This window comes from Falsiporphyromonas endometrii, assembly GCF_042654485.1.
Taxonomy (GTDB): domain Bacteria; phylum Bacteroidota; class Bacteroidia; order Bacteroidales; family Porphyromonadaceae; genus Porphyromonas; species Porphyromonas endometrii.
Genome location: NZ_JBHSGO010000049.1, coordinates 1 through 13,986, shown reverse-complemented (window position 1 = coordinate 13,986; position 13,986 = coordinate 1). Strand labels below are relative to the sequence as shown.

Annotated in this window: 9 protein-coding genes and 1 pseudogene; 8 read left to right on the top strand and 2 right to left on the bottom strand. The window is 39.6% G+C overall.

Going from position 1 to position 13,986, the window contains the following annotated elements:
* The first annotated feature begins 66 nt into the window (after window positions 1–66).
* Complete coding sequence (locus tag ACFO3G_RS03000) at window positions 67–1,164, top strand: glycosyltransferase family 2 protein (RefSeq protein WP_380077867.1); 1,098 nt, start codon at window positions 67–69, stop codon at window positions 1,162–1,164.
* Between the two features lie 35 nt (window positions 1,165–1,199).
* Here the strand turns inward: ACFO3G_RS03000 and ACFO3G_RS02995 are convergent, their stop codons facing one another.
* On the bottom strand, window positions 1,200–3,416 hold the full coding sequence (locus tag ACFO3G_RS02995; protein WP_380077865.1) for a heavy metal translocating P-type ATPase: 2,217 nt from the start codon (window positions 3,414–3,416) through the stop codon (window positions 1,200–1,202).
* A 263-nt stretch (window positions 3,417–3,679) separates the two neighbouring features.
* Between ACFO3G_RS02995 and mazG the strand changes: the two genes are divergently transcribed.
* The 7 genes from mazG (at window position 3,680) to ACFO3G_RS02960 (ending at window position 13,281) form a co-directional block, all read left to right on the top strand.
* Window positions 3,680–4,468 (top strand): nucleoside triphosphate pyrophosphohydrolase, encoded by a 789-nt coding sequence (mazG, locus tag ACFO3G_RS02990; RefSeq protein ID WP_380077863.1) that lies wholly within the window; start codon window positions 3,680–3,682, stop codon window positions 4,466–4,468.
* Between the two features lie 67 nt (window positions 4,469–4,535).
* Entirely contained in the window at window positions 4,536–5,864 is a 1,329-nt protein-coding gene (locus ACFO3G_RS02985; RefSeq protein ID WP_380077861.1) for a glycosyltransferase, read from the top strand.
* Between the two features lie 162 nt (window positions 5,865–6,026).
* The gene (locus ACFO3G_RS02980) at window positions 6,027–8,879 is read left to right on the top strand and encodes a M16 family metallopeptidase (protein ID WP_380077859.1); all 2,853 of its coding nucleotides are present in this window, start codon (window positions 6,027–6,029) and stop codon (window positions 8,877–8,879) included.
* Window positions 8,880–9,152: 273 nt separating this feature from the next.
* On the top strand, window positions 9,153–9,542 hold the full coding sequence (locus ACFO3G_RS02975; RefSeq protein ID WP_380077857.1) for an FtsB family cell division protein: 390 nt from the start codon (window positions 9,153–9,155) through the stop codon (window positions 9,540–9,542).
* A 23-nt stretch (window positions 9,543–9,565) separates the two neighbouring features.
* Window positions 9,566–9,931: a hypothetical protein gene (locus ACFO3G_RS02970; RefSeq protein WP_380077855.1), complete on the top strand. Its 366-nt coding sequence runs from the start codon at window positions 9,566–9,568 to the stop codon at window positions 9,929–9,931.
* Between the two features lie 2 nt (window positions 9,932–9,933).
* Window positions 9,934–10,893 carry a pseudouridine synthase gene (locus ACFO3G_RS02965; protein ID WP_380077853.1) on the top strand — a complete coding sequence of 320 codons (960 nt, stop codon included), beginning with the start codon at window positions 9,934–9,936 and terminating at the stop codon, window positions 10,891–10,893.
* Window positions 10,894–11,223: 330 nt separating this feature from the next.
* Window positions 11,224–13,281: a protein-disulfide reductase DsbD family protein gene (locus ACFO3G_RS02960; protein ID WP_380077851.1), complete on the top strand. Its 2,058-nt coding sequence runs from the start codon at window positions 11,224–11,226 to the stop codon at window positions 13,279–13,281.
* Window positions 13,282–13,889: 608 nt separating this feature from the next.
* On the opposite strand, the pseudogene ACFO3G_RS02955 reads toward ACFO3G_RS02960, so the two are convergent.
* A pseudogene (locus tag ACFO3G_RS02955) lies at window positions 13,890–13,986 on the bottom strand (transposase); the annotation flags it as partial.

Below are 13,986 nucleotides of genomic sequence, written 5' to 3'. Positions count from 1 at the left end.
AGAAAAGGGACTGATAGACAATCTTAAAAATTGGTCAGTCCCTTTTGTATCATCCAATGATTCAGCATGTTGTTGTCTATTGTTATCGTTAATTATCGTGTCCCATTACTTTTGGAACAATGTCTTCATTCGGTCTTTCGCTCAATTAAACATGTTCCGGGAGATGTAGATGTCTGGGTCGTCGATAATGCTTCCGGAGATGATTCGTTAGCTCTAAGTAAATCCAGATATCCTGAAGTTCATTATATTGAAAACAGGGAGAATGTTGGTTTTGCCAGAGCCAATAATCAGGCTATCAAAGAGAGCACCGGTAAGTATGTCTTGCTTCTTAATCCGGATACTGTGATAGGAGAATCGACTTTGAAGGACTGTCTTTTATTGATGGAGCAGCATACTAAGGTTGGAGGTCTTGGGGTGAGAATGATGGATGCGCATGGAGATTTCCTACCTGAGAGCAAAAGGGGATTCCCATCTCCTTCGGCCTCTTTTTTCAAACTTAGTTATCTGTATCGTCTTTTCCCCAAGAATCGCACTATGGGGAGGTATTATATGGGGTGGCTTCCTATGGACGAGGCAAATGAAGTAGAGGTTTTGGCCGGAGCTTTTATGATGATGCGACGATCTGTGTTGGATAAGGTTGGTCTTCTTGACGAACGTTTTTTTATGTATGGTGAGGATATTGATCTCTCTCATCGCATTGTGTTGGGTGGGGCTGCTTGCTATTACCTGCCCGTACCAATCTTACACTACAAGGGCGAGAGCTCTTCGGCTACCGATCTAAAGTACCTCAAATCGTTTAATGGGGCAATGCAGTTGTTTTTTGATAAGTATTATCAATCAAAGATGGGCTTTTTGGGAAGATGTACCATAAGCTTTGCTATTTCTATGAGAACTCTTTTAGCCAAAGCGTTAAGGAGAATCCGCTTGATGCGAAACACTTCAGCAACCGAAGATCGATCCAACCAAATAGTTCATTATATCAATTTCGACAACAAAGATTTGGATAAGTACAAAGTTGCCGGCAATTTGGATCTCTTAATAGACACCACAACCTTAAGCTACGATGACATCCTCTCTTATATGCAGCTCCTTTCGGGTAGAGGACACACATTTCATTTTCAAAGAGGTAGGGAGGAGCCAATCATCTCACCTTCCAAGAAATGACAATTTGATCGATTCAATCAATTCAAAACAGCGCTTTATCCTTTAGTCAGTCTTAGACTGTTTGTGACAACAAGGACCGAGCTGCAGGCCATGGCTGCAGCAGCGATACCGGGATTTAGGATATAGTGTGTCCAATGGAAAAAGAGTCCTGAGGCAACCGGGATGGCGATTGCATTGTATATCAAGGCCCAGAAAAGGTTTTGTTTGATAATTGATCTGGTCTTTTCGGATAATTTGATTAGTTGTGGAATCTGTCTGATATCACTTTTCATAAGGGTAATATCTGCCACCTCCTTTGCAATGTCAGAGCCTTTGGACATTGCGATCGAAACTTCTGCTTTTGTCATAGCCTCAGTATCGTTTACTCCATCTCCAACCATCACAACATGGCGCCCCTGTTTTATCAGTTCTTCGATTTGTTGCATCTTTTCATCGGGCAACAATTCACCAAAAACTTGGTCGGCTCCCAATATTTTGCCAACCCTTTCTGCTTCTTCTTTTTTGTCACCGGTCATAATTAAGACCCTTCTTTGCTCCTTCTGGAGATGTCTTATTACTTCAATATTCCTTTGGGGTATGCTGTCGCTAATTGTAAATTTTGCCAGCAGAAAGTTCTCTTTGACAAAATAGACTTTTGACCCTTCTTCTTTATTTTTCGTTTCATCGATGGGAATATCCAGCATTTCGCTGACAAAAGAAGCCGTCCCAATACGATACAGATCGTTGTTATAAAAGAATGATATTCCTTTGCCCGGTTCGGTTAGAGGATTGATGTTTGAATAATCTTCTTTGTTGTCGGATAATAAATTTTGGGAGGACAAAAAGTTGCAAAGGGCTTCTGCCAAGGGGTGTGTACTTCTTTTCTCAACTTCATATAGCAAGGTGGCCAACCCATTGTGCTCACCTGCCTCGGTTAGCCATTCATAATGTGTTACCTTGGGTTTGCCAAGTGTAAGCGTGCCTGTTTTGTCAAAGACAAATGTGTCACTTTTTGCGATGTCTTCAAGCGCTTTGGCCGATCGGATTAGGATCTGCATGCGTGCAGCTTTTCCGATGGCGACCGATACAGCGGTAGGGGTTGCCAAACCCAGTGCGCAGGGACAGGCAATGACCAGAACGGATATTGCTGAAACCAAAGCATAGCTGACCATCTGTGATCCCCCAATTACGTACCACCCAATCAAGGTAAGTAAGCTGATGACAAGTACTGTCGGCACAAAAATGGCTATTATGCGATCTGCAATACGAGTTGCCGGAGCTTTGGTGGCTTCAGCCTCTTTTACCACTCTGATTATCTCGTTTAGGACAGTGTCCGATCCCGTTTTTTGAGCGGTGATTATCAATTCGTGTACTTTGCCATTGATTGTACCGGCAAAGACTTTTGATCCTTTACTTTTGAATGCCGGTTGTGATTCTCCTGTAATCATTTGTTCGATTACATTACTCTCTCCTTTGTAAACAATCCCATCAGCTGTTATCTCTTCTCCCGGCAATATTCTTAGTTTATCTCCCGGTTTGATTTGACGGATATCTATTATAAGATCTTCTCCTCCCTCTTTATCAATTTTCCGAGCTACTTTAGGTTTAAGTGAAAGCAATGACCGGATGGCACTTCTTGTTTTGCCGGTAGCTTTTGTTTCCATAAACTTCCCCAGTAAGACAAATGCCAATATCATGGTTGATGAATTGGTGTGCAATTTGGTCCCGCCCATTAGGTCCGGTCTGAACATGGCGATTGCCGAGTAGATAATGCCGGCTGTGGTCGAAAGAAAAACAAGTGTGTCCATGGAGAAAACGGCATGTCTGAGTTGTTTGAGTGCTCCTACAATGTACCTTCTTCCACATATCAGGTAGGTGGCGATGGACCATCCAAACAGATGGTGGTTGAGTTGTATCATTGCATAATCCGAACAACTCTTTTTTGCTATAAACATAACAATGCTGCCAATCACAAAAACAAGCCAGGCAAAAATGAGCTCAAAGGACAAAATCTTAAATTCTCTCTTCTGAAACTCTTCCTGTTTTTTGAGAGTCTCGTCTTCATCTTCACTTACGATCAACTCAAATCCAATATTCTTGATTGCTTCAATAAGATCCTTTTCCTCAAATTGATCGTCTGCATCAATATGGAGTATGGCGGCACCAAGGTCTACTTTAGCAGATAATATATGTGCCACTTTTGAAGCTGTCTTCTCGACATTTGCCGAACATGCCGCACAGTGCATGCCCATAACGGGGTAGTCTCTTAGCATATTGTAGATATATGTTATTGAATCGTTTGCCTAAGCTTAGATGTTTTAGTTATATACTTATACATTCTCTGAAAATCGGTTATCAAAGATAAGAAAATCTCCTTTTCCCTTTTTATCTCTTTTTGCGAGGATATCTGCTCTAAAATAGAAAGAGATCATGGTAATGACAATCAACTCTTCATTGCCATTACTTGATAAGAGTCTCTATCTTTGTATCAACTTGTGTAATCTATAAACTGATGCACATTAACTACCTTAGCGTAATGAAACATACAAAACAGCAAAAAATGGAGGCCTTTGGCCGTTTATTGGATGTGATGGATACTTTACGAGAAAAGTGTCCGTGGGATAGGAAGCAAACCAATGAGAGTTTGAGACAAAACACAATAGAAGAGGTATATGAATTGACAGATGCTTTGCTTGATGATCAACCAGATGAGATCAAAAAAGAACTTGGAGATGTACTGCTTCATATTGTCTTTTATTCTAAGATAGGAGAGGAAAAAGGTGATTTTGATGTTGCAGATGTAGCAAATGCTCTTTGTGATAAGCTTATTTATCGCCATCCCCATATTTATGGAGAGGTTAAGGCTGACTCCGCTGATGAAGTAATAACCAATTGGGAAAAGCTTAAACTGAAAGAAAAGGGAGGCAACAAGACTGTTTTGTCGGGAGTACCTCGTTCTTTACCGGCACTTATCAAGGCTTTCCGAATCCAGGACAAAGCTGCTGGAGTGGGTTTTGATTGGGAACATAGAGAGGATGTTTGGGCTAAAGTAGAGGAGGAATATCAAGAGGTTTTTGAAGCCATAAAAGAGTCTGATACTGCTCATATTGAAGAGGAGTTTGGTGATCTTCTTTTTGCTGTTATCAATGCTGCAAGACTATATAAAGTGCGACCCGATAATGCATTGGAAAGATGCAATAAGAAATTTATAGATCGTTTTACTTATGTCGAAAAGGCTGCGACCAGGGCCAATCGCTCTATTACAGATCTTTCTCTTCAAGAGATGGAGGCATTTTGGCAAGAGGCTAAACAGCATGGATTATAAAATGCTTTCTTGACATTGCCGATATGCAAATCTCTCTACACTGTTGGATCAATAAGACCACTCTAATATGAAAGAACATAATATCAAGGTTCTTATCGTGTCCACCTCAGATGCTGTGGGTGGAGCAGCTGTGGCTGCACAAAGGCTTCTTCATTCTCTAAATAATTCAAAGGGGGTGGATGCAAAGATGTTGGTGGCTACCGGACAACCCAATGAACATATCAAAGTCTTAACCGAAAGTCTTGGTAAAAAACTCTTGTATAAGTGTGCATTCTTAGCTGAGAGACTTCAAATATTTACTCATAACAAATGGGATAGATCCAAACTCTTCCATGTCTCTACTGCAGGATTTGGACTGGATATTCAAGACCATCCGTGGGTGAAGTGGGCAGATGTAATTCATTTTCATTGGATCAATCAGGGCTTTTTGAGTTTGAGGGGGATAGAGAAAATTGCCTCATTACACAAACCTATTGTTTGGACTTTGCATGATTTGTGGCCGGCCACCTCTATTTGTCACCATCCGAGAGAATGTGAGAGATACACCTTAAATGCCCCTTGCGGGATCTGTCCTCAAATCAATTCAACAAAGCAGAAAGACCTTTCCGGAATAGTTGCATCAGAAAAGATAAAACTCTACTCAAAGCTCAATCTGCATATCGTTGGCTGTAGCGAATGGATTATGAAAGAGGCTCAAAAATCTTCCTTGTTGCGAAATGCCTCTTTTTATAATGTGCCTAATCCTATCGATGTGGACCTTTTTGCCCCGATGTCTCGTCTTGCTGCAAGAAGGCAGTTAGGCATTAGAGAGGAAGGCTTTTATATCATGTTTGGGGCAGTGAGAGCAGATGATTATCGCAAGGGAATAGATGAGTTGGCCAAGATGTTGCATTCTCTATATAGGAGCCATCCCGAAATAAGGGAGGATTTTCATTTAATCATATTTGGCAACATGAGCCAAGAAGCAAAAGACAAACTTCCTCCGTTTGATGTTCATTATTTGGGATATGTAACGGATAAGAGACTGATGGCAAAGGCTTACAATGCTGCTGACCTATTTGTAACTACCTCTTTGGAGGAAAACTTACCTAATACGATTATGGAATCGTTGTCTTGTGGAACTCCATGTGTGGGGTTTGATGTCGGAGGAATACCGGAAATGATATCTTCTGAAGACTTGGGTCATGTTTCTCCTCTGAAAGATGTAGAGAATATGAAAGATTTTATCCTGCAATACTATTTTGAAGAAAAAAATAATTATCCTAAAAATTCCACTGAAGATCAATCCTTGTCAATCGCCAGAAACTGCTGTAGATGCACTGTATTAGGGAAATATGACAGTCCAATAGTAGCTCAGAGGTACCAGTCTATCTACCTTGAAAGCCTAAAATGTTGATGTATAAATACTATTAAGCTATCATTTTCAAAAAATAATATATTACATTTGTGACAGCAGACCTCAATTTTATGAGTGAGATCTTAGGACGACAACTCCTTTTTTGCTCCTAATTCAATGAGAAATAGTAATAACAATTATAAAGTAAAACGTATTCAAATTATGAATTTTAAGCATCTAATTTTGGGCGTTGCTTTTGCTTTCGCAGCTGTGTTGCCATTTGGTGTGTCGGCACAAGCTCCTCAAATGCAACAATTGCCCGTGGATACGGCTGTTCGTTATGGCAAATTGCCGAATGGCTTGACCTACATTGTGCGCCACAATGCTAATCCTAAGAATCGTGCAAACTATTACATTGCGCAGCGTGTTGGATCTATCTTGGAAGATGACAACCAGTCAGGTTTGGCTCACTTCCTTGAGCATATGGCTTTTAATGGGACAAAAAACTTCCCGGACAAGAATCTAATCTCTTTCCTCGAAAGAATTGGTTGCCGTTTTGGGGCTGACCTCAATGCTTACACAGCATTCGATGAGACTGTCTATACTATTATGGACGCTCCGACAGAAAAGAAAGATGTGGTAGACAGCTGTCTCCTTATTATGCATGACTGGAGTAATAATATCTCTCTTGTTGGTAAGGAAATTGACGAAGAGCGTGGTGTTATTCATGAAGAATGGCGCTCTCGTGACAATGGACAACTTCGCAACTTGGTTACATTGATGGAAAAACTACTTCCTAACAATAAGTATGCTAAGCGTATGCCGATTGGTAGCATGGATGTAGTTGACCATTTCCCTCATAAGCGTATTCGCGATTATTATAAAAAATGGTATCGTCCGGACCTACAATGTGTAATCGTTGTTGGTGATATCGACCCCGACTATGTAGTGAAGGAACTTACACGCATCTTTAAGGATGTGCCAAAACCTGTAAATGCTGCAGAAAGATATTATGTGCCTGTTGAAGACAATGACAAGCCTCTTATCGGTATCGCTACAGACCCGGAAGTGACTGCTACTACAGTACAATTGATGTACAAGCATGATGTATTGCCTAATGAATACAAGAATACTATTGCAGGTGTATCAATGAATTATATGGAAGCTGTGGTTTCACAAATGCTCAATGAAAGACTAATGGCTTATGCCATGAAACCTAATGCTCCATTCTTGCAGGCAGGAGCTTATGATGGCTCATATATGGGTGTTGCCAAAACTAAAGAAGCTTTCAACTTCATCGCTATTTGTAAGAATGGTGGTGCAGTGCCGGCTTTAGAGGCTTTGGTTTCTGAGGCACAGAAGGTTAAGCAGTTTGGTTTCACTCAAAGTGAATATGATCGTGCAAAGAAATCTCTTATTACATCATATGAGAACTCATATAAGGAACGTGCTAAGAGAACAAACAGCTCATATATCGAAGAATACAAATCATTCTATCTCGATGGTGGATATATCCCCGGTATCGAATATGAATATAATATGATGCAACAACTTGCTGCCAACATTCCTTTGGATGTGGTTAATCAATATGCAGCAGGTTTGATTACAGACAAGAATGTCGCTATCGGTATCACAGGTCCTAAAAAGGATGATATTAAATATCCGACAGAAGCTGAGGTTGAGACAATCTTTGAAAATGCTTGCAAAGCAAAGGTAGAGGCTTATAAGGAAGAAGTTTCTGATGAAAAGCTCCTTGACAAGGAACCTAAGGGTGGCAAGATTGTTTCTGAAAAGAAGAACCAAAAGTATGGTGTTACAGAGCTTACTCTAAACAATGGTATCAAGGTTTATCTTAAGAAGACAGACTTTAAGGATGATACCATCATCATGAGCGCTGAGAAAAAGGGTGGTAAGTCTCTTTATGGACCAAAAGACTTTACCAATTTGAAGGTCCTCGGTGAAGTAATGGATCTTGGAGGTCTTGGCAAATTTGATGCTATTGCTCTGCAAAAGGCTTTGACCGGTCGTACAGCAGCTACATCATGTGTTGTTTCTCTTCATAAGGATATGGTTTCAGGATCTTCATCTGTAGTTGATTTTGAAACAATGCTTCAACTTCTATATCTCGAATCTACAGCGAGAAGAGCTGACAAAGATGCATTCGATGCATTTATGCAACGTAAGGAAGTGGCTCTTAAGAATGCTGCAAACAACCCAATGTCTGCACTTCAAGACTCTGTACCATCATTGCTTTATAACAATGATCCTCGTGTAACACCGCTTACACTTTCTGATCTCAAGGATATAAACTATGATCGTATCATGGAGATTGCTCGTGAGCGTTTTGCAAACTATGAAGGAGCTAAGTTCTTCTTTATCGGAAATCTCGATGAAGCAACAATGAAGCCACTTATTGCAAAATATATCGGAGCACTTCCAGTTGATAAGAAACATCCTAATGTAACTAATGAAAAGGTGCAGGTTGCGATGGCAAAGGGACAGAAAGACTTGTTCTTTAAGAAGGATTTTGATACCCCAATCTCTTATATATTGGATGTAATTCCTTGCAAGCTTCCTTTCACACAAAAGAATGCTATTCTAATGGATGTGCTTGGTGCAATCCTTTCACAAGAATATACTGCTACAATTCGTGAACAAGAAGGTGGAGCTTACTCAGTAGGTGCATATGCTACTCTTCAAAGCGATCCTAAGGGAGAAGCATTTATCCAGGTGTTCTTCCCAACAGACCCAACAAAGGCAGAAGCAATGAATAAGCTTGTTTATAAAGCTATTGAAGACATTGCTAAGAATGGTCCTAATAGAGAATATCTCAAGAAGACTCTTCTTAATAACGCTAAGGTTCATGAAGAAAACCAAAGAAAGAATGGTTACTGGCTTGGTCATATGATCAACTACTATGTAGAAGGATTTGATTGGGTTTCTGATTATGATAAGGTGATGAAAGAAATCACTCCGGAAGCTGTTCAAAACTTGGTGAAAGAAATCCTTAAACAAGGCAACAAACTCCAAATGAGGGTTACAAGCTTCAAAACAGAAAAAGATTTGAAGAAGTAATTTATAACTCATAACTCAATACGAGAAGGCTGTATCCCATGTGGATATGGCCTTCTCTTTTTTTTGACCTTTCCTCTTATTTTGTCTAAAGCTTAATTGAGATTGAAATGTATATTGGAAAAGATTCCTAATAATTGTCCAAATGATATTATAGTCTTCTTCTGTTTGGCATTTTGAAACGCAATATTTCAATAGCTATTATTCTGTCAGCCTTATGCTGTTTATTGCTTTGTCTTGTTTATCTTTGTGGTACTTGTTTTTGAAAAAGGTATTATGGGATTGGGGAAAATGTCCGAGTTATATAGACGCATTAAGGTCAAGCTCAAGCAATTCAACGAATGGCAGAAGCATCACCCTTTATTTAAGTATGCGGCTGCGTTGGTGCTTATGCTTGTTTTTACTTTTTCTTTTGGTGAAAACAACATTTACCAAAGTTTGAAGAAGAGTGCTCGATTGATTCATCTTGACAATGAAATCGAACGTTTGGACGAGCAATATAAACATGATAGCTTACGTCTTGTGGAGGTGGAGAACGACAAAGATGGGGTGGAGCATAAGGCGAGGCTGCGTTTTATGATGAAAGCTCCGGATGAGCAGGTCTATATTATATCTGACTCCGATGAATTGGTTGAGCAACCTGCTGTCAATCAAAAACAAGAATAATATTTAGAAATATCAAACAATTGATGAAAGAATATCCTTGGTTATATAGAATAGGTTCTGTTTGTGTTATCATAGGTACAGCCTTCGCTATCAAAGATTGGAGTTGGACTCCATGGGTCTATTTATTTGGAGCGATATTGTACACATTATATTTTCTTTTGATGCCGCACAAGCAAATGACGTTGCGTTATCGTCGTTTGGTTAGAATGGCTTTTTTTAGCGGTATTCTATTGATTATCTCTTCTTCGTTTATGCTTCGTCACAACAATCTTTGGATTTTGCTGTTTGCTTTGGCAATGGTTTTTGCGATCTATTCGACAGTCTTATTGGCTTTGAATAAGGATAAGGATGGAGAAGATAAGAACGAAGGAAAAAAGAAAAACAAATAGTTATGAAGAAGAAAATTATTAACCACAACAATGCTCGATCTTTGCGTTTTGTGGTAAACTTGAATGATAAGGATGATCAAAAAGGGCCTAAACTGATCGATTTCATATTACAGAATATGCCAAACAAGAGCAGAACGACAGTCAAGCAACTGCTGAGAGATCGTTTTGTTTCTGTCAATGGTGTTGCTGAAACGCTTGCTACCAGAGTGATGACGGATGGCATGGAGGTTATTGTGCATGCTCATCCACTCCCGGACAAGCTAAACAACCCGATGCTGGATATTTTGTATCAGGATGATGAGATCGTAATTTGTTTCAAAAGGGCCGGGATTCCGACGGTTGGAACATCTTTTGAAAAAAAGAATACAGCTTTACGGATTCTTTCTGAGCATCTTAAGCAGTATAATCCCAAAACGAAAGTCTATATGATCAATCGTCTTGACAATGATACTGCAGGCTTTGTTATCTTTGCAAAAAATAAAGATGCACAAGCTTATTTTACGGATCATTGGGATCAGATTGTTTTATCTCAAGTTTATCGTTGTGTTGTCGAGGGCATCCCGCCATTGCAGGAGGGTTTGTTGCTTAAGCCTTTAAGGCCGGAAGAGGGAAAGAAACAGACAGCAAAGCTTATAGCCGAGCTTGATCCCACCGCAATGGGAAGACCCCAAAATGGTATGGCTTCATACAAGTTGCTCAAAAAGGGTCCTCACAACAGTTTGCTCGAAATAAAGTTGCTTGCAGGTAGAAATAACCAAATTCGTAAGCAGATGAAGCAGGTGGGCATGCCTTTGTGTGGGGATAAACGAGGCGGATCGGTTATTGATGATTTGGAAGCTGTAGCTTTACAAATGATTAAGATGGTTTTTGTGCATCCTCTTACACATGAAGAGATGGTATTTATGGAGAAGATGCCTTCAGTGTTTTCAAGGCTCGTCTTATATGTACCTGAGAAATATTGAACTATATTTGGATCCAAATATGTCTAAAACAGGTCAGAAAATTTGTAAGGCATCTTTTTAGTGTCAAGATGACTAATGGTGTCCTTCAATATGCCCCAAGACATTTTGTTGGATGAAAGAGAGAACCTTTATTTTGAATACATTTGCTTTCGTATAGGGCTGATAAGTATGCTGCTTCCAGCTACCATGTGTTCATTTAATTTCTCTCGCCAGTGTTTTACTTAAGATGGTAGCTTGTGCTTTTGTTAGTGCGGCTTTATTTGAATTTCTCATTAAGTATAACGCGCAAAAGAGATTGAATTTAATTAACATTAATAATAACAGTTAGCTATGAAAAGAATAGGTACACTTCTTCTGTTCCTTGCATCGTTGGTTGCTTTGAATGTAAGTGCTCAGTCACCTTGCAAATGGACAGTAAAGTTTGTTGATTCTCCTACACCTGTGAAGTCTATTGTCTTTACAGCACAACTTAAGCCAACTTGGCATTTGTATGATTTTAAGCAGTCGGGAGGACCGATGCCTTTGACTATCAACTTCGATAAGTTGAGTGGTGCAAAACTTCAAGGTGCGCCCAAAGCATCCAAAGCCTTTAAGAAGGGGTTTGATGAAGATTTTAATACCGATATTTTCTTCTATGAAGGAAGCGTTACTTTTACTCAAAAGTTGGAAGTAACCGATAGAGACAAGTTTGTTGCCGAAGGTTATATCAAGGGACAGGCTTGTAGCGAAGTTGTCGGTAATTGTGAAGTTGTACAATCTGAATTTTCTTTCAACAAGAATAATGTAGCCGCAACATCCAAAGTTGCTCAATCTGACCCTGCTTCAACTCAGGCTCAGGATGATGTAGCTATTGCAGAAACTGCTGCGGCTGAGGATACGATAGCCCCTGCTGTAGCTGCGGATTCCTCAACCGAATCTATCGCTGAAAAACTTGGCTCAGAATCTAAGCTATGGCAGCCTGTTATTCAAGAGCTGAAGGATTATGGCGATGCTACATTGCATCAAGCCAGTTCTTCTCTTTGGTTTATCTTTATTTCGGGATTCCTTTATGGATTTATTGCTTTGGTGACTCCTTGTGTATGGCCAATGATCCCGATGACAGTGAGCTTCTTCCTAAAACGAACCAAAAGTCGTAAGAAAGCTATCAAAGATGCCTTGATCTATGGTTTCTCTATCATTGTAATCTATCTGCTCCTTGGTATTGTCATTAGTTTGATCTTCGGACCAAGTGCTCTCAATGGTATGGCCACTAATGCTGTATTTAATATTATCTTCTTCCTATTATTGATCTTCTTTGCGGTTTCCTTCTTTGGCGCTTTTGAGCTTGTATTACCTTCTAAGTGGACCAATAAGATGGATGCCAAAGCCGATGCCACCACCGGGTTGTTGAGTATATTCTTTATGGCGTTTACCCTTACATTGGTATCATTCTCTTGTACCGGTCCTATCATTGGTACACTTTTGGTGCAGGTAGCCACAACAAATAATATTATTGGTCCGGTAGTTGGATTGTTTGGTTTTGCATTGTCTTTGGCCTTGCCATTTACATTGTTTGCGATCTTCCCGAATATGCTTCAATCTATGCCAAAGAGTGGTGGTTGGCTCAACTCTGTAAAGGTTGTTCTCGCATTCCTCGAATTGGCATTATCTCTTAAGTTCTTGTCAGTTGCTGATTTGGCGTATGGCTGGCACATCTTGGACAGAGAAGTATTCCTTTCTCTGTGGATTGTGATATTTACCTGCTTAGGTCTTTATCTTCTTGGAAAAATTAGATTCCCGCATGATAGCGAGCTTAAGACAGTATCGGTTACGAGATACTTCTTGGCAACGATCTCTTTGGCATTTGCCGTTTATATGGTGCCGGGACTTTGGGGTGCACCTCTAAAGGCTATTTCTGCTTTTGCTCCCCCTCTAAATACTCAAGACTTTAGTCTTTATGATGGCGAACTGCATGCAAAATTTGATAACTATGAAGAGGGTATGGCTTATGCCAAGCAAAATAATAAGCCTGTCTTATTAGACTTCTCAGGATTTGGATGTGTCAACTGTCGTAAAATGGAAAATGCTGTATGGATCGATCCAACTGTAAGAGATATTCTTGACAAGGACTATGTTCTTATAACATTGATGGTAGACGATAAGAAACCTTTGCCGGAAGTGTTTACTGTTACAGATCAGGATGGCAATCAGAAGAAATTGCGTACAGTAGGAGACAAATGGAGCTATTTGCAGTCCAGTAAGTTTGGAGCTACGTCGCAACCATTCTATGTTCCTCTTGATCCTAATGGCATGCCTCTTGGCCCTTCAAGATCATACAATGAAGATGTGTCGGCTTATATAGATTTCTTGAAAGCCGGTTTGAAAGAATTTGATGCTCGAAAGAATTAATAATTCACACTGAATGATAACTATTAAGGCCGTGTAGAAATGCACGGCCTTTTCTATTGTAGAACCTTTATTCTCATTAGATAGCCATATTTAATTATTGCTGTTGATAATAAATGATGCTCAATTGCTGAATTTATGCGGTTGAGAATTTCATTTTTACAAGATAAGCACCCCTTTTGAGTTCCAAAGTCAGCTGTCTGAGAAAAACACCTTCTATTTTGAGGCAGAAGCCTTATGGGGCGATGGATTTTGCCTTTATGGAAGGTTTTCTTTGTTGAAAAGCATTGAAAGGTAGGCTGTTCGAGAAAACTCTGTGAGATGTACAGCCAAGTCCACAAGACAAGTAATGCCGTTTGTTTAGCGAGAAATCACAAGGGGAAATTCAAGTTTATAGATGTCACAATAGTTTATCAGTAATTTTATTTTTAAACAGATTAAGTAATATATAGCAGTTTTTTGTAATGCTACAATAGAAGGTTAGATATTGCTAATTATAACATCTTAATTCAATTATATTAATATTCAATATTAATTATTAATTTAGCGCATGATATATTATGATTGTGAATTCTATAGTTATACAATAGTTCGTTAAAAAATATCCAAGCCTAAGCGGCTCTGGCAGTAAATAAAATGAGTTCTTTGAAAAGTTTGTCAATAACTTGCGGGTCTGGGCTAATCCCAAACACGCAAATAAATCGTTCA